Source organism: Klebsiella sp. R445 (assembly GCF_051131755.1).
GTDB lineage: Bacteria > Pseudomonadota > Gammaproteobacteria > Enterobacterales > Enterobacteriaceae > Klebsiella > Klebsiella lignicola.
Genome location: NZ_CP180446.1, coordinates 482,957 through 504,234, shown reverse-complemented (window position 1 = coordinate 504,234; position 21,278 = coordinate 482,957). Strand labels below are relative to the sequence as shown.

The 21,278-nt window shown below is 54.1% G+C and carries 20 protein-coding genes and 3 pseudogenes; 19 read left to right on the top strand and 4 right to left on the bottom strand.

Annotated elements, in window-relative coordinates; all coding sequences use genetic code 11:
* The first annotated feature begins 28 nt into the window (after window positions 1-28).
* From ACMYSN_RS02375 to ACMYSN_RS02335, 9 genes and pseudogenes are all read left to right on the top strand, one after another.
* Window positions 29-943 carry an ABC transporter permease subunit gene (locus tag ACMYSN_RS02375; RefSeq protein WP_123754322.1) on the top strand — a complete coding sequence of 305 codons (915 nt, stop codon included), beginning with the start codon at window positions 29-31 and terminating at the stop codon, window positions 941-943.
* A gap of 10 nt (window positions 944-953) precedes the next feature.
* Window positions 954-2,240, top strand: coding sequence for an ABC transporter permease family protein (livM, locus tag ACMYSN_RS02370; RefSeq protein ID WP_462496864.1), 1,287 nt, complete (start codon window positions 954-956; stop codon window positions 2,238-2,240).
* On the top strand, window positions 2,237-3,112 hold the full coding sequence (locus ACMYSN_RS02365) for an ABC transporter ATP-binding protein (protein WP_123754324.1): 876 nt from the start codon (window positions 2,237-2,239) through the stop codon (window positions 3,110-3,112). Before livM ends, ACMYSN_RS02365 begins: the two co-directional genes overlap by 4 nt.
* Window positions 3,109-3,825, top strand: coding sequence for an ABC transporter ATP-binding protein (locus ACMYSN_RS02360; protein ID WP_123754325.1), 717 nt, complete (start codon window positions 3,109-3,111; stop codon window positions 3,823-3,825). The genes ACMYSN_RS02365 and ACMYSN_RS02360 overlap by 4 nt, the downstream gene beginning before the upstream one ends.
* A gap of 272 nt (window positions 3,826-4,097) precedes the next feature.
* Window positions 4,098-4,970 carry an NAD(P)-dependent oxidoreductase gene (locus ACMYSN_RS02355; protein ID WP_462496863.1) on the top strand — a complete coding sequence of 291 codons (873 nt, stop codon included), beginning with the start codon at window positions 4,098-4,100 and terminating at the stop codon, window positions 4,968-4,970.
* Window positions 4,971-5,123: 153 nt separating this feature from the next.
* Window positions 5,124-5,505: pseudogene (locus ACMYSN_RS02350) on the top strand (recombinase family protein); the annotation flags it as partial.
* A 39-nt stretch (window positions 5,506-5,544) separates the two neighbouring features.
* The gene (locus ACMYSN_RS02345; RefSeq protein WP_462496862.1) at window positions 5,545-6,237 is read left to right on the top strand and encodes a hypothetical protein; all 693 of its coding nucleotides are present in this window, start codon (window positions 5,545-5,547) and stop codon (window positions 6,235-6,237) included.
* Window positions 6,238-6,476: 239 nt separating this feature from the next.
* Complete coding sequence (locus ACMYSN_RS02340) at window positions 6,477-6,956, top strand: Hcp family type VI secretion system effector (protein ID WP_462496861.1); 480 nt, start codon at window positions 6,477-6,479, stop codon at window positions 6,954-6,956.
* A gap of 56 nt (window positions 6,957-7,012) precedes the next feature.
* Window positions 7,013-7,280 (top strand): annotated as a pseudogene (locus ACMYSN_RS02335) (arylsulfatase regulator).
* 99 nt (window positions 7,281-7,379) lie between these two features.
* Here the strand turns inward: ACMYSN_RS02335 and ACMYSN_RS02330 are convergent.
* From ACMYSN_RS02330 to ACMYSN_RS02320, 3 genes and pseudogenes are all read right to left on the bottom strand, one after another.
* Window positions 7,380-7,490, bottom strand: a pseudogene (locus ACMYSN_RS02330) (hypothetical protein); the annotation flags it as partial.
* A 126-nt stretch (window positions 7,491-7,616) separates the two neighbouring features.
* Complete coding sequence (locus ACMYSN_RS02325; protein WP_462496860.1) at window positions 7,617-7,952, bottom strand: SPFH domain-containing protein; 336 nt, start codon at window positions 7,950-7,952, stop codon at window positions 7,617-7,619.
* A 72-nt stretch (window positions 7,953-8,024) separates the two neighbouring features.
* The gene (locus ACMYSN_RS02320) at window positions 8,025-10,001 is read right to left on the bottom strand and encodes an alkyl/aryl-sulfatase (RefSeq protein ID WP_462496859.1); all 1,977 of its coding nucleotides are present in this window, start codon (window positions 9,999-10,001) and stop codon (window positions 8,025-8,027) included.
* Between the two features lie 638 nt (window positions 10,002-10,639).
* Between ACMYSN_RS02320 and ACMYSN_RS02315 the strand changes: the two genes are divergently transcribed.
* A complete protein-coding gene (locus ACMYSN_RS02315; protein WP_462496858.1) occupies window positions 10,640-12,352 on the top strand; it encodes a pectate lyase in 1,713 nt (570 codons plus the stop codon).
* A 79-nt stretch (window positions 12,353-12,431) separates the two neighbouring features.
* Here ACMYSN_RS02315 and ACMYSN_RS02310 read toward each other — a convergent pair whose 3' ends face one another.
* On the bottom strand, window positions 12,432-13,022 hold the full coding sequence (locus tag ACMYSN_RS02310; RefSeq protein ID WP_462496857.1) for a helix-turn-helix domain-containing protein: 591 nt from the start codon (window positions 13,020-13,022) through the stop codon (window positions 12,432-12,434).
* An 890-nt stretch (window positions 13,023-13,912) separates the two neighbouring features.
* Between ACMYSN_RS02310 and ACMYSN_RS02305 the strand changes: the two genes are divergently transcribed.
* From ACMYSN_RS02305 to ACMYSN_RS02265, 9 genes are all read left to right on the top strand, one after another.
* Window positions 13,913-14,461 (top strand): fimbrial protein, encoded by a 549-nt coding sequence (locus ACMYSN_RS02305; protein WP_462496856.1) that lies wholly within the window; start codon window positions 13,913-13,915, stop codon window positions 14,459-14,461.
* Between the two features lie 71 nt (window positions 14,462-14,532).
* The gene (locus ACMYSN_RS02300) at window positions 14,533-15,087 is read left to right on the top strand and encodes a fimbrial protein (RefSeq protein ID WP_462496855.1); all 555 of its coding nucleotides are present in this window, start codon (window positions 14,533-14,535) and stop codon (window positions 15,085-15,087) included.
* 13 nt (window positions 15,088-15,100) lie between these two features.
* A complete protein-coding gene (locus tag ACMYSN_RS02295) occupies window positions 15,101-17,611 on the top strand; it encodes an outer membrane usher protein (protein WP_462496854.1) in 2,511 nt (836 codons plus the stop codon).
* Between the two features lie 78 nt (window positions 17,612-17,689).
* A complete protein-coding gene (locus tag ACMYSN_RS02290) occupies window positions 17,690-18,457 on the top strand; it encodes a fimbria/pilus periplasmic chaperone (protein WP_462496853.1) in 768 nt (255 codons plus the stop codon).
* 75 nt (window positions 18,458-18,532) lie between these two features.
* Complete coding sequence (locus tag ACMYSN_RS02285) at window positions 18,533-19,135, top strand: fimbrial protein (protein WP_462496852.1); 603 nt, start codon at window positions 18,533-18,535, stop codon at window positions 19,133-19,135.
* A complete protein-coding gene (locus tag ACMYSN_RS02280) occupies window positions 19,128-19,673 on the top strand; it encodes a fimbrial protein (protein WP_462496851.1) in 546 nt (181 codons plus the stop codon). Before ACMYSN_RS02285 ends, ACMYSN_RS02280 begins: the two co-directional genes overlap by 8 nt.
* Window positions 19,670-20,158 carry a fimbrial protein gene (locus ACMYSN_RS02275; RefSeq protein ID WP_462496850.1) on the top strand — a complete coding sequence of 163 codons (489 nt, stop codon included), beginning with the start codon at window positions 19,670-19,672 and terminating at the stop codon, window positions 20,156-20,158. Before ACMYSN_RS02280 ends, ACMYSN_RS02275 begins: the two co-directional genes overlap by 4 nt.
* A 10-nt stretch (window positions 20,159-20,168) precedes the next feature.
* Entirely contained in the window at window positions 20,169-20,639 is a 471-nt protein-coding gene (locus tag ACMYSN_RS02270; RefSeq protein WP_462496849.1) for a fimbrial protein, read from the top strand.
* An 11-nt stretch (window positions 20,640-20,650) separates the two neighbouring features.
* On the top strand, window positions 20,651-21,178 hold the full coding sequence (locus ACMYSN_RS02265; protein WP_462496848.1) for a fimbrial protein: 528 nt from the start codon (window positions 20,651-20,653) through the stop codon (window positions 21,176-21,178).
* Window positions 21,179-21,278 lie beyond the last annotated feature (100 nt).

The window sequence follows — 21,278 nt, the reverse complement described above, 5'->3', positions numbered from 1 at the left end:
CTGCCTGTTTACCGGCAGGATGGTGTCTATGGAAGCGTTTTTTCTGCAACAACTGATCAATGGGCTGACGCTGGGGGCCGTATACGGTCTGATAGCGATTGGCTACACCATGGTTTATGGCATCATCGGTATGATTAACTTCGCCCACGGCGAGGTGTATATGGTCTCAGCCTACCTGTGCGCTATCGGGCTGGCATTACTCTCTTATTTTGGCATCCACTCGTTCCCTTTACTGATCTTCGGCACCCTGGTGTTCACCATTGTCGTGACCGGCGTTTATGGCTGGACCATTGAACGCATTGCCTACCGGCCGCTGCGTAACTCCACCCGACTGGCTCCGCTGATCTCAGCCATCGGCATGTCCCTTATTCTGCAAAACTATGTGCAAATCAGTCAGGGCCCTAATCAGCAGGGGATCCCGACCCTTATCACCGGCGTTCTGCGTTTTGACGTGGGCGACGGCATTGTGCAAATCACCTGGACCAAGCTGTTTATCCTCGCGGCGGCGCTGGTCGGGATGATCGTCCTGACCTGGGTGATTCAGTACACCCGTCTCGGGCGGATCTGCCGGGCGACACAGCAGGACCGGCGTATGGCGGCGATCCTCGGGATTAACACCGACCGGGTTATCTCACTGGTCTTTGTGATTGGCGCGGCGATGGCCGGGCTGGCCGGCGTGCTGGTCACCATGAACTATGGCACCTTCGATTTTTATATCGGCTTCATTATCGGGATCAAGGCCTTTACCGCCGCGGTGCTGGGGGGAATTGGTTCGTTACCGGGCGCGATGCTGGGCGGTTTGCTGCTGGGCGTTGCCGAGGCGCAGTTTGCCGGACTGGTGAACTCTGATTACAAAGATGTGTTTTCCTTCGCTCTGCTGGTGGCGATCCTGATTTTCCGCCCGCAGGGGCTGCTCGGTCGTCCAATGGTTGCCAAGGTTTAAGGGGTAAAACATGGCTGAAGTATCCCGTCAGCCAGGGCTCGACATCAGGCGTAGTCTGATTGATAGCGTCCTGGCCGGATTGTGTGCGCTGGTTGTCTTTGGCCCGATAGTGGGCATTGTTCTCAAGGGTTACAGTTTCAACATGTCGACGCATCGCGTGGCGGTACTGGTCGGGATTGTGATGGTCGGGCGGCTGGCGCTAAGCCTGCTGTTGCAAAGCCGTCGCGGACGTCAGTTTCTCGCCCGCTTTGAAGGGGCGGATGATGGTGTGTACGTGCGTCCGGTTGGCTATCGTTCACGTCTGCGTTGGATCCTGCCTCTGCTGATGGTGGTGGCGTTTGCCTTTCCGTTCATCGCCACGAAATACCTGCTGACGGTGGCGATCCTCGGGCTTATCTACGTGCTGCTCGGTCTGGGGTTAAATATTGTGGTCGGTCTGGCGGGGCTGCTGGATCTTGGTTACGTGGCGTTCTATGCCATTGGCGCCTATGGCCTGGCGCTCGGCTATCAGTATCTCGGGCTGGGGTTCTGGGCGATGCTGCCGATTGGCGCCATTATGGCCGCGCTGGCGGGGGCGTTGCTGGGGTTCCCGGTACTGCGTATGCATGGCGACTATCTGGCGATCGTCACCCTCGGCTTTGGCGAGATTATCCGCCTGGTACTCAACAACTGGGTCAGCTTTACCGGCGGGCCTAATGGGGTTTCAGTTCCGGCGCCGACGCTGTTTGGCCTCGAATTTGGCCGGCGGGCAAAAGACGGCGGGGTGCCGATCCACGAATTTTTGCACATCAACTATAACCCTAACCTCAAGTTTATCTTTATTTACGGCGTGCTCTGCCTGGTGGTGCTGCTGGTGCTGTTCATTAAACATCGCCTGACGCGGATGCCCATCGGCCGTGCCTGGGAGGCGCTGCGCGAAGATGAGATCGCCTGTCGGGCGATGGGGCTGAACCATGTGCTGGTGAAACTCTCGGCATTTATGCTGGGGGCGTCGACGGCCGGGATTGCCGGGGTCTTTTTTGCCACCTATCAGGGGTTCGTCAACCCGACGTCGTTTACCTTCTTCGAGTCGGCGCTGATTCTGGCGATCGTGGTGCTGGGCGGCATGGGCTCGACCCTTGGGGTGGTATTGGCGGCCTTCGTGCTGACGGTGGCACCGGAGTTGTTGCGTGGTTTTGATGAGTATCGGGTGCTGCTGTTTGGCGTATTAATGGTGCTGATGATGATCTGGCGGCCTCGGGGGCTGGTACGCACCAGCCGCACCGGGGTGGCGGTACGTAAGGGAGTGGCGCCATGAGTGACAACATTTTGCAGGTTGAGCATCTGATGATGCATTTTGGCGGAATTAAAGCCCTGAATGACGTCAACCTTGAGGTAAAGAGAGGGTCAATTACCGCGCTGATTGGCCCAAACGGCGCCGGGAAAACCACGGTGTTTAACTGTCTGACCGGCTTTTATCGCGCCACCGGCGGGGCCATCCGCTTGCATGCCCGGACCAAAATGACCGATGTAATTCAGGTGCTCGGGCAAAAGATCCATCCGGCCGATTTTCTCCATCCGTCGGCGCTGGGCACCCGTCTCTATTACAAGATGTTTGGCGGGACCCATCTGGTGAACCGGGCGGGGCTGGCGCGGACCTTCCAGAATATCCGTCTGTTTCGCGACATGTCGGTGATTGAAAACCTACTGGTGGCCCAGCATATGCAGGTCAATCGGAATTTGCTGGCGGGTATTTTAAATACCCGCGGCTATCGCCAGGCGGAGAACCAGGCGCTGGACCGGGCCTTTTACTGGCTGGAGGTGGTCGGCATGGTGGATTGCGCAAACCTGCTGGCGGGCACGCTCTCCTATGGTCAACAGCGGCGGCTGGAGATCGCCCGGGCAATGTGTACCGGGCCGGAGATGATCTGTCTGGATGAACCCGCCGCTGGTCTTAACCCGGTGGAAACGCAGACCCTGAGCAAGATTATCCGCTTCCTGCGCCAGCATCACGGCGTCACGGTGCTGCTGATTGAGCATGATATGGGGATGGTGATGGAGATTTCCGATCATGTCATCGTCCTCGATCATGGCGATGTGATCGCCCGCGGCGAACCGAAGGAAATCCAGTCGAACACCAGCGTAATTGCGGCCTATCTGGGCACGGATGAAGAGGAGATCGCCGAATGAACCAGCCGTTGCTCGAGTTTCGTCAGGTTGACGTGTTTTACGGCCAGATTCAGGCGCTGAAGCAGGTCTCGTTAACGGTCAATGAAGGAGAGACGGTGGCACTGATCGGCGCCAACGGCGCCGGTAAATCGACGCTGCTGATGTCTATTTTCGGCCAACCACGCATCGCCGAGGGGCAAATTCGCTATCGCGGGGAAGATATCAGCCGTCAGTCTACCCACTTTATCGCCAGCAACGGAATTGCCCAGGCCCCGGAGGGGCGGCGGATCTTTGCCGACATGACCGTTGAGGAAAATCTGTTGATGGGGACCATCCCCATCGGCAACCGCTATCAAAACGAGGATAAGGCGCGGATGTACCAGCTGTTTCCCCGTCTTGAGGAACGCCGCTCCCAGCGAGCCATGACGCTCTCCGGTGGCGAACAGCAGATGCTGGCGATTGCCCGCGCGTTAATGAGCCGCCCCAAACTGTTGCTGCTGGATGAACCCAGCCTCGGACTGGCGCCGCTGGTGGTGAAGCAGATTTTCCAGATCCTGCGTGAGTTGACGCAGCAGGGCATGACGCTGTTCCTGGTGGAGCAAAATGCGCATCACGCGCTGAAGCTCTCCGATCGCGCCTATGTGATGGTTAACGGCCAGATCCAACTGAGCGGGACGGGCAGGGAGCTGTTAAACAACCCTGAGGTCAGAAATGCTTATCTTGGGGTGACTTAATGAGTGACAGTGTCACGTAAAAAGTTGCCTGCTGCACGGTCAATGCCGAAAATACGGTTTGCAAGCGAGCGTGACGATTTCCACAAGCGTCCGCTCGAGCCGGGAAGCATGGCAACAATCTCTGAACCGTGCCGTGGGTAAAACTATCCGCGCTGAATGGTAGTGGCCTCGATGGCAGAAACAGGCATACTGGATGACCTTATACTCCGCCGCTGTGATGGACTTTCAGGTCACGGCAGGAGGAAATAAACCTACACGCGGGAGAAAATGTCATGAGTTTACCGGTTGTCGCCGTTCTGGGACTGGGTGCGATGGGGCATGCATTTGCCAGTAATCTGTTAAAAAAAGGCTTCACCGTTCACGGCTGGAACCGTTCCCCAGAGCGGGGTGAAGATTTACTCGCGCACGGGCTTGTTCGCCATGACACGCCGCAGCAGGCCGTGGCGCAGGCAAGTGTGATCCTGTCGGTGCTGACCGATGGCGAAGCGACCCTACAGACGATCCGCGAGATCGCCCCGACTGCGCAGGCCTCGGCCATTTTTTGCCAGATGGGCACCATTGGCGTAGAGAGTACCCGCGATGCCATCGGCCTGCTGGAATCCCTGCGCCCGACCATGGTTTACCTTGATGCGCCGGTGTCCGGCACCAAAAAGCCCGCCGAGAACGCCCAGATTCTGGTGCTGGCCAGCGGCGACCGCCAGCGCAGCGCAGATGCCGAAACGGTATTTGCTGCGATCGCCCGCGGTACACAATGGTATGCCGAAGCCGGGGACAGCCAGAAGATGAAGCTGGTGCTCAACGCGTGGCTGATCACTATGATGGAAGGGGTGGCGGAGAGCACGCTGCTGGCAGCGAAGTTAGGCTTTACGCCGCAGGCGTTGTGGGGCGCACTGGATGGTGGCCCGCTGGCCGCGCCTTATATCAAAGGCAAACTGGATATGATCGCCGGGAATGACTTCACACCGCAGATGCAACTGAGTCATGCCTTGAAAGACGCGAAGCTGGCGCTTGATGCCGCGGAGGATACCGAATTACCGATCCTGGCCAAAATTGCCGACTGTTGGGATGAGGCCGTCGGTGACGGGTTTGCCGAACAGGATCTCGCGTCAGTGTATGCCTGGCTCGCCGGGCAGCCGACGACCTGACGTTTGCCGGGAAATGCCCAGCGTTGATTGCTCGCCGGTAATGGAGGCCACATCCAGGCTGGCATAGCCGCTCAATATGGGGTTCTACGCCGGAACCGCCGAAATTTCCGTTACCCCAATTTCAGCCCTGCAACCAGCGTATCCAGGTCAATAGTTCGCCAGGGAGACACGCTGGTCGTACCAAAACTGGACAGGCTGGCCCGTTCAGTTCCGGATGCAAGAGATATTGCTGATGCCCTTCAGGCCCGTGGCGTGAAGCTTGCTCTGGGTAACAGCCTCTACGATCCGGCAGACCCTATGGGGAAAATGTTCTTCAATGTGCTGGCGACATTTGCCGAGTTTGAAGGTCCGAGAAGGTATGGCTATTGCCCGGGCGAAAGGAAAACTGCGGGGGAAGCAGCCGAAGTTATCAGATAAACAGCAGAAAGAGCTTTGCAGGATGCACGGAAGCGGCGAGTATTCTATCAGCGATCTGGCTGAATTATTCTCCGTCTCTCGCCCCACGGTCTATCGGACGCTTTCTCGTGGAAAATAATGGAAAACGGGATTTAATGAAAATTAGCATGGAGCAGTTATGTACAACAACAATGAAGTTATCAGTTACCTAAAGGCCAACAAGATTCTTGCACTGAAGCTCGATCATTCTATTTCTGCCGTTGGCGAACAGGTCAGAAACCAGGTTGATACATTAGGGAAGGGGGCGACCCGCCTGCTGTATTACACATCCTGTTTCACCGATGAATATAACGATGTTTGCCAACAGCAAAAGACGGAAGATCTGCGCTTCAGGAATGCTGTTATTCGCATTATCCAACATGGTGACGTTGTCTATGAAATGCTTCGGATCTACTTTGAGGTAATATTCAAATACAAAACTAACGCTCAATTAGAGCATATAAAAAAAGCGCTTATGGCAGTGAATGTCCATATCGCTGCCAGCACCCTTACGGGTGCAGGGTACGCTTTAGCGGTCGCTACCAGCGTTCGTATTGGATTGAATCTAAGTATGCAACTCAGTGCCCTTACAGGACGTGCAGCGGGTACGGTTGCGGGGGTTGTGGCTACATATGGCCTGGTTCAGAAAGCGGCGGATAGTGCCCATCGTTTACACGTCCAATATCCAGTCTATTACTCCGCTCTTTACATGCAACAACTGGAAATGATGTATTTCCTGATTGACCCGGTATTCGAGCGCGCGGGCGCACTTGAAGCGCAATGGTCATCTGATTCCGACATAGCAAATATCATCACCCGGATGATCAGATAACCATGATTCAATCACTAAAGAAATTTCTACTGTGGCAACTCAGGTTTCTATCATCGCTTTACGGGCCTGTGATTTTCACGGTTATTTTCGCACTGCTTCAGGGGTATTTTTTCCCTGACAGCCCTGTCTGGCCTATAGGCGTATTCGCCATAGTTATGATTGTTATTTTTACGCGTTACTGTAAATGGTGACAGCGTGAATATCACAGTTATTTAAATTATCACTGATAAGGAAATTATATGTCTACCCCCGCTCATTTGTGGCTTGAAGATGAAAACGGATCGCCTATTGTTGGTAGTTGTTTAATGCCCCTGCGTTTGGGTTCCATCGAATTGAAATCATTTTCGCATGGTGTAACCATCCCGGTAGATCCCAGTTGGGGAAAACTTACCGGAACGCGCGTCCATAGCCCGATCACGATAGTGAAAGAATTTGACCAAACGACACCTATTTTGTATCGCGCCGTATGTGAAGGCCGCATATTGAAAAAAGCAACGATCAAGATGTACCGAATACTGGAATCGGGCATTGAGTCTGAATATTTCAATATCATCCTGGAAAATGTCAAAATCACGACAGTTTCCCCTTACCTTGCCCCTACTGGCATGAGCAGCACCCATCTGGAAACTCTCGAATTGCGTTATGAGGCAATTACCTGGAAGTATACAGAGGGTAATATTATCTATAGAGACTCATGGAACGATCGTTGTTGTGCCTGATGAGGAGGAGAACCAAAGGGGGTAATTGCCTCCTTTGGCTCTAACTAGGAGATAAAATGATCGACTTAACCGCCGAACAGCTGGCGAAAATAGTTCATGATTATGCCTGCCGGTTCCCTCTGACAGAAAATGGCGATGCTCAGTTATTGCAGGGTTGTTATGACTATATGGATGCTTTAAAGCGGGTAATGGACAGCTCTTCAAAAAGTTCAGATGGACTACATTTGTCTGCAATACCCTGGATATTTTCGCTTTGCAAAATGGATGGAAAGGTTGGCGCAAGGCATCGCAGATGGAGTCATTGACGTGCCGAAAGATCACTAAAAATCTCGTGCCGGAAATTTCGGCGTTTCCGGCGTAGAACCCCAATATCTTACCGTCGGCCGGTACTTTATCCCCGGCACGAATTTCAACCACATCACCCTGGCGAATAGACTGGCTGTCGATTTCCTCAAGCGAACCATCGGCTTTCACACGACGGGCCTTGCTGCGGGTCAGTTGCGTTAGCCCGGCGATCGCCTGGCGGGTGCCCATCACGCTGCGCTCTTCAAGGATGTGACCGAAAATCATTAGCACCAGCAGCAGCGTGGCTGCCATACAGGTCAAAAAACGCGATGCGGTAGGATTGCCCCCAGGCGCTGTTACCGATGGATTGTTTTTTCATGGCGCAGCCTTAGCGACATCGTTGGGTTTTTGTACCAGCGAGGTAAACGGCGCGGAATCGGTACTCAGAACAATACGGGTGCTCTTGTTGACGACATCATTCAGGGTGTCGAGCGAGCGCAGCAAATTGTAGAGCTGCGGGTCAAGCGCATAGGCTTTGGCATAAATCGCCGCCGAGTCTTTCTGCGCCTGTGCGGTAATGGTCGCCGCTTTAACCGAGGCGTCGGCGACGGTGATCCGCGCATCGCGGTCGGCTCTGGAACGAATTTCTGCTGCCTGGCGGTTACCTTCGGCCGTGCGTTCGGTGGCGATGGTTTCCCTTTCGGCGCGCATTCAGAAATATTATTTAAAAATAAAAAAGCCCGGAATATTTCCCGGGCCTGATGGTGATGACGTCGCGATGGCTTACGGCGTAACGATGTTGAACCAGAACTCGAACTTGTCCATATAGCCCAGCATCTCGTTGAGCTTGTCACCGTTGCCGGTGATTTTGACTTCGCCCTTATCTTCAGCCTGTTTCAGCGTTTCTTCTTTCAGGATGATTTTGTTGAGCGTCGCACGGTCAAGCACGATGGTCGCATCGGCGTCTTTTGCTTCGGCATTGGCGGTGTGGTTCAGCACGCCGTTTTCCAGCTCCAGCTTATATTTGCCGCCGTCGTTGCCAAGGTCGATGTTAAACACCGCTTTGGCATTACCGGCTTTTTCACCGTTAATATGTACCGCCAGATAGTCGAAGAACATTTCCGGGGTCATGGCTCGAACGGTATCCGGGCTGGCGGTATTTGGTGTTGGTCCTTTCACCACGCCGTTACGCAATTCCTGCGCACCGGTCAGGTAGAAGTTACGCCACGGGCCAGATTCAGCCTGATAGCCCAACTGCTCCAGCGCATCCGCTTCCAGATTACGCGCGTCCTGGTTTTTCGGGTCAGCGAAGACAATCTTGCTGACAACCTGCGCTACCCAACGGTAGTTACCCTGCGAGTAGTCTTCTTTGGCTTTATTCATGATGGCATCGGCGCCGCCCATGTACTCAACGAATTTCTTCGCCGCTTCTTCCGGCGGCAGTTCGTCGAGGGTTGCCGGGTTGCCGTCGAACCAGCCAAGGTACAGCACGTAGGTAGCCTTCACGTCATGGCTGACGGAACCGTAGTAACCGCGGTTAGCCCAGGTATGCGCCAGACTGTCCGGCAGTTTGAATTTGGCGGCGATTTCGTCACGGGTCAGGCCTTCGTTGGCCATGCGCAGAGTCTGGTCGTTGATGTAACGATAGAGGTCACGCTGGCTTTTCAGCAGCTTAACGACGTTCTCGTTGCCCCAGGTCGGCCAGTGGTGCTGAGCCATGATGATCTCAGCTTTATCACCCCAGCGCACAATCGCTTCGTTGATATATTTCGACCATGGCAGCGGTTCACGGATCTTCGCGCCGCGCAGGGAGTAGGTGTTATGCAGGGTGTGGGTCACATCTTCCGCGGCTTCGATGAGTTTCTTCTCTTCGATAAACCACAGCATTTCAGACGGGGCTTCGGAGCCCGGGGCCAGCATAAAGTCGTAAGTCAGGCCGTCGATCACTTCTTTCTGGCCGTCTTTTTCGATGATGTTGGTCGGGGCAATCAGGGTCACCGTACCGGCAGAGGTGGTGGTCCCCAGACCGGCGCCCACCTGGCCTTTGGTATCAGGCTTCAGCAGGTTGCCGTACATGTAGCTGGCGCGGCGGCTCATGACGTTACCGGCCATGATGTTTTCCGCTACGGCCGCTTCCATAAAGCCAGACGGTGCATAGACTTTGACCTTGCCGGATTTCACATCGGCTTCGTCAATCACGCCGCGCACGCCGCCATAGTGGTCAACGTGGCTATGGGTATAAATGACAGCAACCACCGGTTTTTTACCGCGGTTTTTGTAGTACAGATCCATCCCGACTTTCGCAGTTTCAGCAGAAACCAGCGGGTCAACGACGGTAATCCCTTCTTTCCCTTCAATGATGGTCATGTTGGAAAGGTCAAGGTTACGGATCTGATACACGCCGTCGGTAACTTCAAACAGGCCGCTGATGTTGATCAGCTGGGACTGGCGCCACAGGCTTGGGTTAACGGTATCTGGTGCTTTTTCGCCTTCCTTAATGAAGGAGTACTGCTCAGGGTTCCAGATGACGTTGCCTTGCTCGCCTTTGATCACTTCGGTAGGCAGTGCGGCAATAAAACCTTTGTGGGCGTTGGTGAAATCGGTGTTATCGGAGAAGGGGAGTTGGTTATACAGCGCGTCGTTGGTCTTCTTAGTTTCCGCCGTCGCTTCTTTTGGCGTGACGTCCGCCAGGGCAGGAAGCGCAATGGTAGATAGCACACCGGCTAATACCATTCCCTTCATTATGGGTGTCAGTTTCATTAAATTCCTCGTCGGTTTACACATCCAAACGGAAGGTGTGTTCGGATATTCGAATTACACATCTACCCATAAATATAACCAATGTTTTACATTCAGCAAGGAAATGGTTACAAAAATATTTAATTGTAAACTTTTGGAAAGGCTTTATATAACAGCGTGTTATATGGTAATACGCCTCCGCGCGAAACCCTGACGATACCGTCAGTCAACTATCAGGCCTGGCCTGTGTTAATAACATTTTATAAACATAATTATCGAGTTTGTTTGTGTTTTATACACCGTTCTCGACACAAAAAAATGTGCCTGGCTCCAGATGACGTAGATAAAAAAAGCGCGGATTCCCATCCTCGCCATGCTGTTACCCATTTGGCCACAAATTAAGACGAATCTGATGAACGATAGCTGCTGAGAGGACGGTTCCGACAAGCATAAACATCTCCAGATCCTAAACCGCTAGTCATTTCAATTAAAATGAAACGATGTTTTGTGATGTGCTGCGCGGTTCCTGTCCGGCGTGCATGATAAATACGTATTTTCTTATCGGGAGATGTATATGGGCGAATAGTTTAGGACCACTTCAGCGCCGCAAAGATACATTTCTCCGAGCAGCAGGCTTATTATTAGAATAAGGGGTTTCAATGAATTTCCGTTTAATCGCTGTCTCCAGCAGTTTATTGCTTTTGTCTTGCTCCACGGCGTATGCCGATAATTCACGTTTAGACGCCGTGAAAATCTTCGCCGATACCGTGCTGGATAAAGCCGGGGATAAATACCATGGCAGCAGCCCGTCGCCACTGCTTGCCAGCGGCGTCGACCCGAGAACCGGCGAACAGATGATGTGGGTCTTTCCTGATGGCCGCAGCGCGGTGCTGTCAAACTTTTCAGCGCAGCAAAATCTGATGCGGGTATTGGTTGGTCTGAGCAATCTCACCGGTGACGAGAAATACAAAAAACGCGCCGAAGAGACCGTGCGCTATTATTTCAAGCATTATCAGGACAACAGCGGATTACTGATCTGGGGCGGCCACCGCTTTATTGATCTGAAAACCCTGCAACCCGAAGGCCCCAGTGAGAAAGAACTGGTTCATGAATTAAAAAATGCCTATCCCTATTATGAGCTGATGTTTGCCGTGGATAAACCGGCAACGGTGCGGTTTATTCGCGGTTTCTGGAACGCGCATGTCTACGACTGGGAGGTGATCGAAACCAGTCGTCACGGCCAGTATGACAAGAAAATGGGTAAACTGTGGGACAGTAGTTTTACCCAACAGCCGCCATTTTTTGCCACCAAGGGGCTGAGCTTCCTCAATGCCGGTAATGACCTGATTTACTCCGCGTCGATGCTGTACAAATACAATAACGAGCCGGGAGCACTGGTGTGGGCCAAGCGCCTGGCGGAGCAGTACGTTTTACCGCGCGATAAGCAAACCGGCCTTGGCGTCTATCAATTTACACAGCCGCTCAAGCGGGCGGAAACCAACGACGACAGCGATACCAATTCGAAATATGGCGATCGCGCCCAGCGCCAGTTTGGCCCGGAGTTTGGCCCGACGGCGCTGGAAGGCAATATGCTGCTGAAGGGGCGGACCAGTACGCTGTATTCAGAAAATGCGCTGATGCAACTGGCGCTAGCGAAATCATTGGGCAGCAACGGCGCCGATATTCAGAAATGGACGGTCGACGGACTGAAAGCCTTTGCCCATTACGCCTATGATGCCAGCAATAATACCTTCCGCCCGATGCTGGCCAATGGTACCGACCTGTCGAATTACACCTTACCGCGTGATGGCTACTACGGTAAAAAAGGCAGCGTACTGAAACCTTATCCGGCCGGCAGTGAATTTCTGTTGTCCTATGCCAGAGCCTATACCCTGGCCAAAGATAGCGAACTGTGGAAGGTTGCCCGCGGGATTGCCAGCAGCGAAGGGCTGGGGGATATCGGCGAGCCAGACGGCATAAAGGCACAGCTCAATATGGGCAGCAAAAACAGCGATCCGTACGCTATTTTTGCCCTCATCGATCTGTGGCAGGCCACCAGCCAGCAAAATTATCTGCAGCTGGCCCAGAAGGTGGCGGATAACATCCTGCAGCAGCACCGCCTGAACGGTTTTTTTGTTGACCAGCAAAATATCCAGTACGCCAATATCGATAACATCGATCCCTATGCGCTGTTAGCTCTCGAAGCCGCGCTGCAAAATAAAGCGGATGCCGTCCCTCAGTTTCTCAACGGTTCAGGATTTACCGAAGGCGCATATCGGGTAGCCGACGGCAGCGTGCGTATTTCAACCCGCGACGAAGAGCTGTTCGCCCTGAAAACCGGGGAGCAGTTAAAACCCAACGGCAAAAAATAGCAGCCGGTAAACAGGTCACTGATCGAAAGGGCGGGAAGCGTGGCAGGCTTCTCGCCCTGTTGCATCGGCGTGGTATTCCTTATGAAAGCTGTGACTCTTCGCTTGATGCTGACCACCAGGCATGATTTCTATGCTGGATGATCATGCCGCTCTGCAACATCCAGTCATACAGTTCCTGATTGCTGGTGAGTTTTAATTTGCGCATTGCCGAGTGTTTATGCGAGCTGACGGTCTTCACGCTGAGCTGCATTTTACGGGCGATTTGGCTCATCGGTAGCTGCGCCGATATTTTTAACAGCACTTCTTGTTCGCGGGACGTAAAACGAATGAGGGTTGTGTCCCCACGGAAAGTATTTGTACCCGAAGGGGTCAGCAGTTTATCCAACAAACTGACTATCGCCGCCGGTTTCTCATTACGGTTGATTATCCCCTGAAGATAAATACAATCCCCCCAAAAATTATCGTGTATTACCGTGATTTTAATCATTTTTTTCTCACCCCCCCACGGGAAGGCACTATTCACAATCAGGTTCGCCCGGTGACCGCTATTTGCAGGTGTAAATCTGACGCTCATTCCTTTTGCAAGAAAGTAGTCATCTAAAATATGCCGCATGCCTTGTAAAAAGAAAATATTAGTGTCATGCAGAGCAATTGCGATAGATGTTTTCATTGTATCTCCTTGAATATGCACTTTCTGGCAGCACAAAATCGATACGTCCTTTGAATTATTTTTCTTACTGAAATTAGAAGCTGCAGTTATCGCTAATCAAGACATCTAATCGAGATAGCAGCGGGTTGTATTCTTTATAACCTGACGAAAAACAGTCAATTCCAATTAACCTTTCCGATTGTCTTTAAGATTTATCTTCGACTAATAAGAAAATTCGTATGCCCTTACACTCCGTGGTTTTTAAGATTTCGCTATTCACCTGCAAGAAGATTCTTATAAAGCAGCGTATTACAGGCTTAAATGTGCCGAGATATAGCGAACGGCAACGTTTTGTGGTGGTTTCATATGCTATCAATCAGCGTCTTTTTGAGCAAATTGATCGCCAAACTGGCATTTTCAGGATTTAACCCCGCAAAAGGGAGTTGCGCCCATCGTAAAGATTGCCAGGTTTAGCGACGAATTAAGTGGTTGTGATTTTGTTTTGAAATGCATTTTTTGATCAAAAACATCTTTTAAAAAAATAAATTTAGCGATAATTTATCCACACCAAAACACGGCGGAAAATAAATCATAAACATCATTTTATTCAATGCCTTAGCATCATCAGGCATGATAAAAATGACCTGGAATTTAATAAATTCGATTGTCCTGGCGCAAATAAGACTCCTGTTATATACGAGTTTAAATTTGATGCAGACACATTCTTCTGCCTGTTTTACCAGGATCCTTTTTATAAAAATGAAAGGATGCAAACTGAACGGATCTGTTTTTTCCAGTAGCCCTTTATATGCGTTAACGGCAACAGAGGATTACTGGCCTGAGCGGATACTATTCAGAGCGACTCGTTATATTAACTTAAATTAGCGTTTTTAAGGACTTAAGGAAAAAAGATGAAACTGAATAAAATTGTATTGGCTACCGTTATGACCATGGGGTTGGGTATGGCATCAGTGGCAAATGCAGCAAATGAAGGTGAAGGGAAAATTACTTTCACAGGTTCAATTATTGATGCACCGTGTTCTATTACTGCAGGTTCTACTGACCAGACTATTCCTTTAGGCGCTATTTCTAACGTCGCTCTGGCTGCTAATGGTAATACCGGTATTTCCACACCGAAACCGTTCAGCATTGAGCTGGTCGATTGCGTGATTACCACACCAGGTACCCGCGACAAAGTCAATGTGACCTTTACCGGTGCAGCATCTTCCTATGATACAGAGAGCCTGGCGCTGATCGGTTCTGCCGAAGGGGCATATATTCTGATGGCTCACGCCGATGGCGCTAAGGTCAAACTGAACACGCCAACCAGCGGCCAAAAGCTGAAAAATGGCAGCAACTCACTGGCCTTTACAGCGGCGCTGAAAGGTGGTGGTAGCACCGCGACTATCGTTCCGGGTAGCTTCAGTGTTCCTACCAATTTCATGCTGAATTACAACTAATCCTGATCCTGTGTTAGTCAACCTGCGGCGCCGATGCCGCAGGTTCCTTTGATTATCCATGGAGTAGGACGATGCAATGGATTCATGACGCTTCAAGGCGTGCTGCACCCTCATTACTGATTTGCTGCGCCGCGATTTTTTCTTCCTCTATATGCTCTGCCGCCTTGGCGGGAGAAGGGCGTGTCAGCATGGAAGGCGCCATCGTAGAGACGCCATGCGCGATTGACGTCGGGGGGCGTGATCAGAGTCTGTCCATGGGCACAATACCGCTAAGCCAGTTGATTCGGGATGGCTACGGGCCAAAAAAAATTTTTTCTATCCGCCTGGTGAATTGTGTTCTGACTCGTATCAGCCCGACGCTGCCCAGCTGGCAGCGCTTTATGGTGACTTTTGACGGTGATACCGACCGTGGTCATTTCGGCTTAACAGGCGAGGCTCGTGGGGTGGCGTTGATGATACACGATGTCACTGGCGTCAGAGCCATTCCTGGAGAAGCCCTACCGGCTAGATCCCTCATCCCAGAAGAGATGCTGTTACGTTTCACTCTGAGCCTGGTGGGTAATCAGCAAACGCTGCACGTAGGGAATTACCGTTCGGCAATACGCTTCAGAATCGATTATTACTAAAGGGAATTTCTTCATGGCGCGTTATTTTTCCCGCTCTCTCCTTGCCGTCTTATGTCAGGCAAGTTTGAGGAGTTGCCTATTGCTTGGGGCGGTAAGTGTGGCGCAGGCGGATGATATTCAATTCAACACCGATATTCTCGATCTTAAAGATCGCAGCAACATCGATTTAAGCCAGTTCAGCCGCAAAGGTTTTATTCTGCCCGGAACCTACGAGTTGGGGATTAACCTCAATAGTCAGGGAATGCCGGCGCAGCAAATCAGCTTTTACGCACCAGAAAACGACCCCAAAGGCAGCCTCGCGTGTCTGACGCCGACCATGGTCGAGCGCCTCGGCCTGACTGATGAAGCGATGAAGGGACTGACCTGGTGGCACCAGGAGCAGTGCCTGGACGCCAGTAGCCTGAAGGGCATGGACATTCGCGCCGATCTGGCGACCAACACCCTGTACCTCAGCGTGCCGCAAGCCTATCTGGTCTACAGCGATGCCAACTGGGACCCGCCCGCGCGTTGGGAAGAAGGGGTCCCCGGGATCCTGCTGGACTACAACTTCAATGCGCAAACGCAACGCCAGAGCCAGACCGGCATCCAGGGCTACAACCTCAGCGGCAACGGGGTGACCGGTGCCAACCTTGGTCCATGGCGCTTACGTGCCAGCTGGCAGACGCGAATTAATCACCAGACCGGAACGGGTAAGCCGACCGATCAGAGCTTCGACTGGACGCAATACACCGCCTGGCGGGCGGTGACACCTCTGCGCGCCCGGCTGACGCTGGGGGAAGATTTTCTTAACTCCGATATTTTCGACAGCTTCCGCTTTACCGGCGGCAGCCTGGTTTCCGACGACAATATGCTGCCACCGAACCTGCGCGGCTATGCGCCGGAAGTGAGCGGCGTGGCGCGCGGCAACGCCAAAGTGGTGATCAGCCAGCAGCAGCGGGTCATCAAAGAGGTGCTGGTGCCTTCCGGACCGTTCCGTATTCAGGATCTCGACAGCGCGGTGTCCGGGGCGTTGGATGTGCGGGTCGAAGAGGCCGACGGTAGCGTGCAGAATTTCCAGGTCGATACCGCCACTATCCCGTATCTCACCCGTCCGGGGCGGCTGCGCTTTAAAGTCGCGGCCGGCAGACCTTCTGACTGGCAGCATCAGGTCAACGGGCCGGTATTCGCCACCGGGGAATTCTCCTGGGGGGTCAGTAACGGCTGGTCGCTGTATGGCGGCGGGCTGGCGGGCGATGATTACTCTGCGCTGTCGATTGGCCTCGGGCGCGACCTGATGGCCTTCGGCGCGCTGTCGGCGGATATCACCCAGTCGCGTGCCCGCTTACCGCAGCAGGACACGCAGCAAGGGGGATCGTACCGTCTGAGCTACTCGAAGCGTTTTGATCAGACCAATAGCCAGGTGACCTTTGCCGGCTACCGGTTCTCTGACAACCGCTTTATGTCGATGGGTGATTTCCTGAGCGCGCGCAACAATGTCAGCGGCACGCCCGTCGGGCGTGGCAAGGAAATGTACACCATTACCTTCAACCAGCAGCTGCAGTCGCTGGGGTTAAGCGCCTATCTGAACTACAGCCATCAGACCTACTGGGATCAGGCGACCAACGACCGCTATAACCTGACGATTGCCCATTACTTTGATATTGGTCGTTTCCGCAACATTAACCTGTCGCTGACGGCCTATCGCAACAACTTCAACAATACCAGCGACGATGGCATGTACCTGGCGTTGTCGATGCCATGGGGCGATGCCGGCATGGTGAGCTATTCCGGCTCGTATGCCTCCAGCGCTAATACCAATGCGGTGAGCTATTCCAGCCGCCTGGGTGATACGGATAACTACACCTTACGCGCCGGGTTAACCGACAGTAAGGCCGATCTCAACGGCTATTACTCGCACCGCGGAACGCTGGCGCAGGTTGATGGTATGGCGAGCTATCGTGCCGGGCAGTACAGCCAGTTCGGCATGTCGTTGATGGGGGGCGCCACGCTCACCACCGAAGGGGGCGCACTGCATCGCGTCGGCCTATTGGGGGGAACCCGTATGCTGGTCGATACCGATGGCGTATCCGGCGTCCCGGTTGGCGGTTATGGCAGCACGGTGAACTCCAACCTGTTTGGTAAAGCAGTGGTCTCCGATGTGACCAGCTATTACCGCAACAGCATCCGTATCGATGTCGATAAACTGGCCGATAACGCCCAGGCCACCCGTTCGGTTGTGCAGGGCACGCTGACCGAAGGGGCTATTGGTTACCGCCACTTTGAGGTTATCGCCGGTGATAAAGCCATGGCGGTGATCCGCCTTGCAGATGGGTCTGTCCCGCCATTCGGCTCCACGGTCCTCAACGCCCGACAGCAGGAAGCCGGCATGGTATCTGACGCGGGCAACGTCTACCTGAGCGGTCTGCAGGCCGGCGAGATCCTTACCGTGCACTGGAACAACCAGGAGCAGTGCCGACTGACGCTGCCGCCGGCAATCCCGTCCGGCATGGTGAGCAGCCTGCTGTTGCCATGCATCAAGAGTTAACCGTTCCCGTGCCTACGAGCAGGAATGGGTCTGTACACAACGCCACATAAGCCAGTTTACGAGAAAGAGAGCAAGGTCATGACCACAAGAAATACGTTTTTAACATCGCTGTTGGCCGTCTCTACGCTGACGGTTGCGATGACCTCCGCGCAGGCGGCCATCTCCCTGGATCGCACCCGCGTGGTGTTCCCAGGTAATGAGAAATCGGTCAGCCTGACCGTGCGTAACCAGAACCAGGAGCTGCCATATCTGGCGCAGGGCTGGCTGGAAGATGCGCAGGGGACCAAGCTGGAAGGACAGAGCGCCTTTACGGTGCTGCCACCGGTGCAGCGCGTGGAACCTAAGGGGCAGACTCAGGTAAAAATCCAGGCGATGCCGGGCGCGAACGCCTTGCCGCAGGATCGTGAATCGCTGTTCTATTTCAACCTGCGTGAAATTCCGCCGAAGAGCGATAAGGCCAACGTCCTGCAGATCGCGCTGCAGACGCGCATCAAGATGTTCTATCGCCCGGTGGCCCTGGCGGAAGCGGCGGCGAAGCAGCAGGCAACGCCTTTTCAGGAACAGTTGACGCTGACGAAAAACGGCGACAGCTACACCGTCAATAACCCAACGCCATATTTTATCACCTTGCTGGGTGCGAGCGCTAAGAAAGGTGGTGCGGTGGTTACAGGATTTGAACCGCTGATGATCGCCCCGAAAAGCAGTGCCCGGCTGGGCGGTAGCGCCGCGGCGTTAGGAGCGTCGCCGGTGCTGGTCTACGTGAACGACTATGGCGGTCAGCCCACCTTATCGTTTCGTTGTGCCAGCAATACCTGCCAGGTCGATGAAAGCAAACGCGATAAATAATCCCGGGTGGCTGACACAAGGGATCGGCGATGTCCAGCGGGCATAAAGAGTGACGGAAGAGTGAGAGGACCCCTCATGGAAAAGACAATACTGCCCGGCAAAGCCGCCTGGAACCACGGTTTGATCGGCGGGATGCTGGTTATTTTTCTGCCTACGATGGCGCAGGCCGCGTCGGGGACGATTGACGGTCTCCACGGGGTACTGCGCGTAACAGGGGCGTTAACCGAGAGCCCTTGCCATCTCGAAATGAGCAGCGCCGACCAGGCGGTGTCGTTGGGGAACGTCGATACCGCACGTTTACATCGGGTCGGGGATCGAGGCACGCCGGTGGCGGTGAGGCTACATCTGCAGGACTGCCTGCGTAACGCAGCCAGTAATCGCGATCTGCAAGGCAACCTGGTCTGGAGCGCTAACCAGCCGGCGGTCTCGCTGACCTTTACCGGGGCGCAGGATACCTGGAATCCGCAGCTGTTTCTGGCCCGCGGCGTGAGCGGCATGGGTATTCGCCTGACGGACGTCTCACATCGCAACGTCATGCCCGGTCTGCCTGGACAGCCGCAGTTAATGACCCCCGGCAACAACGTGTTGACCTATTACATCGTACCGGAGCGTACCGGTGCGCCCTTGCAGGCAGGCGCCTATCTGGCCCAGGTCAATTTCAGGTTGAACTATGAATAACAACATGCTGTTCTGCCGCCTGAAAACCCTCGCAGCCTCAACGGGTTGGCGTAGCCTGTCGGCGGTTATCGGGGGGCTGATGTTGTGCCAGCCTGCGGTGTTGGCCGCCAACTATGAGGTGCTCACTATTACCGGTGTAGTGATGAGCACCCCGGGCTGTACCGTGAATGGAAACAGCGACATCACGGTGGAATTTAATGGTGGCGTCGCGCTGGAAACCACCAGTATCGATGGCAGCCATTACATTACGCCGGTGCCGTTTACCCTCAGCTGCCGTAACAATCCCTCGACCTTACGCCTGAGTGTTCAGGGGACCGGGAGCACCTTTGATAGCACGGTACTGGCCACCAATATCGCGGATCTGGGGATCAGGTTACTGAAACCGAACGGCAACACGCTGGAGAAAGGGGAGTGGTTCAGTTTTAGCTATTCCGCCACGCCGCCCGCCATTAAGGCGGTTCCGGTGAAACGCCCTGGCGCCATTTTACCCGGCGGGGCGTTTACGAGTACGGCAACACTACTGGTGGAGGTGATATGAGCCTGAACAGGAGACCGGGCTGGGCTCTGGGTCTGATGCTGACGCTGGGCTATGTGCTCCCCACACAGGCGGTGGACGTCACGTTCATCGGCACCCTGGTGGTTCCGCCACCCTGCGTCATCAACAGCGGCAATGATATTGCGGTGAAGTTTGCCAATGACATGTTGGTGGGCCAGATCAACGGCGTGAATTACGAGAAAAGCATCCCCTACACGCTGAACTGCACGGGGGCGACCCATGCCACATTGCGGCTGCAGTTTCAGGGGGGCGGGGCAGGATTTAATGCCAGCGTGCTGGGCACCAGTAAAACCGGGCTGGGACTGGAGTTGCGCAGCGGCGGAGCCAAACTGCCGGTGAATACGTGGCTTAAGTTTAACGACCCGGCACGCCCGGTACTGACCGTAGTGCCGGTAAGGGAAACGGGTGGGAGTCTGACAGGGGGAGCCTTTACGGCAGCCTCTACGTTAGTGGTGGATTATCAGTAAGGAAATCGCAATGAAAGGAAGACCCCTTGTCCTGGCCCTGTGGTTAGCAGCCAGCGTGCCGTCAGCGTATGCCGTTCAGGTCACCTTTGAGGGTGGTCTGGTCGAATCGTTGCCCTGTGTTGTCAATGATGGTCAGCTGATTGAGGTTGATTTTGGCAACAACCTGATCATCCGCAATCTGGATGGCATGCGTTACCGGGAACCGATTCAGTACCGGCTGGTTTGTAGCGGCTCAGGTACCGTTAAGCTGAGCGTTCAGGGAAATCCGGTGAGCTTTGATAGCGCCGCGGTACAGACCGACAAGACCGGACTGGGCATTCGCCTTGAGCTGGCAGGCAATGCGTTTGCCTTAAATACCCCCGTGGTCGTGGATCCAGTGAACCCACCCACCTTGACGGCGGTGCCGGTTGCCAATCCCGCGCAGAAGCCGGGTCCGGGAGCCTTTACGGCACGTGCCACTTTACTGGCCGAGTATGAATAGGAGAGTGCCTGATGAATCGATGGCAAGGCGTGCTGTGCATGGGCTGGGCGTTGCTGATATCAGCACCCGTCCAGGCCGTAGAGAATCTGATTTTTCGCGGCACGCTGGTGAATGCGCCCTGTACGCTACGATCGGGAAGTGAAGATTTTGAACTGCCTTTCGGGACGGTTATCGATAAGTCGTTGTATCGCGAAACGCGTACCCCAAGCAGACCGTTCCACCTGTATCTCGATGACTGTGATACGGCGGTACTCACCGGCGTGAAACTGACGTTCAGCGGTACCGAGAACCCGGCGTTGCCGGGATTACTGGCGCTGGACGCGTCGAGTGTGGCACGAGGCGTGGCGGTAGGCATCGAAACCTCCGGTGGTCAGCTTTTACCGCTGAACGTTCAGGGAGCGCTGACCCTTCTGACGCCAGGCGATATGGATATTGCGCTCCAGGCGTTTGTCCAGGGGGAGCCGACGGCGCTGTCCAACAGAACGTTGCAGCAGGGGCCCTTTACGGCAACGGCGACCTTTGCACTGGAGTACCAGTGATGGGCCGATTATTAAGGACCCAACTCCCCGGCCGTTTTGCATGGTCGGGGAGGGTATTTCTGCACAAATTGCCGGTGGGGCACTAAGCGGGCTGATATGA

Bases quoted from the DNA above. Each gene is read 5' to 3' on its own strand.
- ACMYSN_RS02290 (WP_462496853.1), top strand. From the start codon at position 17,690: ATGACCACAAGAAATACGTTTTTAACATCGCTGTTGGCCGTCTCTACG.
- livM (WP_462496864.1), top strand. From the start codon at position 954: ATGGCTGAAGTATCCCGTCAGCCAGGGCTCGACATCAGGCGTAGTCTG.
- ACMYSN_RS02285 (WP_462496852.1), top strand. From the start codon at position 18,533: ATGGAAAAGACAATACTGCCCGGCAAAGCCGCCTGGAACCACGGTTTG.
- ACMYSN_RS02300 (WP_462496855.1), top strand. From the start codon at position 14,533: ATGCAATGGATTCATGACGCTTCAAGGCGTGCTGCACCCTCATTACTG.
- ACMYSN_RS02315 (WP_462496858.1), top strand. From the start codon at position 10,640: ATGAATTTCCGTTTAATCGCTGTCTCCAGCAGTTTATTGCTTTTGTCT.
- ACMYSN_RS02280 (WP_462496851.1), top strand. From the start codon at position 19,128: ATGAATAACAACATGCTGTTCTGCCGCCTGAAAACCCTCGCAGCCTCA.
- ACMYSN_RS02325 (WP_462496860.1), bottom strand. From the start codon at position 7,952: ATGCGCGCCGAAAGGGAAACCATCGCCACCGAACGCACGGCCGAAGGT.
- ACMYSN_RS02345 (WP_462496862.1), top strand. From the start codon at position 5,545: ATGTACAACAACAATGAAGTTATCAGTTACCTAAAGGCCAACAAGATT.
- ACMYSN_RS02375 (WP_123754322.1), top strand. From the start codon at position 29: ATGGAAGCGTTTTTTCTGCAACAACTGATCAATGGGCTGACGCTGGGG.
- ACMYSN_RS02275 (WP_462496850.1), top strand. From the start codon at position 19,670: ATGAGCCTGAACAGGAGACCGGGCTGGGCTCTGGGTCTGATGCTGACG.
- ACMYSN_RS02365 (WP_123754324.1), top strand. From the start codon at position 2,237: ATGAGTGACAACATTTTGCAGGTTGAGCATCTGATGATGCATTTTGGC.
- ACMYSN_RS02320 (WP_462496859.1), bottom strand. From the start codon at position 10,001: ATGAAACTGACACCCATAATGAAGGGAATGGTATTAGCCGGTGTGCTA.
- ACMYSN_RS02360 (WP_123754325.1), top strand. From the start codon at position 3,109: ATGAACCAGCCGTTGCTCGAGTTTCGTCAGGTTGACGTGTTTTACGGC.
- ACMYSN_RS02295 (WP_462496854.1), top strand. From the start codon at position 15,101: ATGGCGCGTTATTTTTCCCGCTCTCTCCTTGCCGTCTTATGTCAGGCA.
- ACMYSN_RS02310 (WP_462496857.1), bottom strand. From the start codon at position 13,022: ATGAAAACATCTATCGCAATTGCTCTGCATGACACTAATATTTTCTTT.
- ACMYSN_RS02305 (WP_462496856.1), top strand. From the start codon at position 13,913: ATGAAACTGAATAAAATTGTATTGGCTACCGTTATGACCATGGGGTTG.
- ACMYSN_RS02340 (WP_462496861.1), top strand. From the start codon at position 6,477: ATGTCTACCCCCGCTCATTTGTGGCTTGAAGATGAAAACGGATCGCCT.
- ACMYSN_RS02355 (WP_462496863.1), top strand. From the start codon at position 4,098: ATGAGTTTACCGGTTGTCGCCGTTCTGGGACTGGGTGCGATGGGGCAT.
- ACMYSN_RS02270 (WP_462496849.1), top strand. From the start codon at position 20,169: ATGAAAGGAAGACCCCTTGTCCTGGCCCTGTGGTTAGCAGCCAGCGTG.
- ACMYSN_RS02265 (WP_462496848.1), top strand. From the start codon at position 20,651: ATGAATCGATGGCAAGGCGTGCTGTGCATGGGCTGGGCGTTGCTGATA.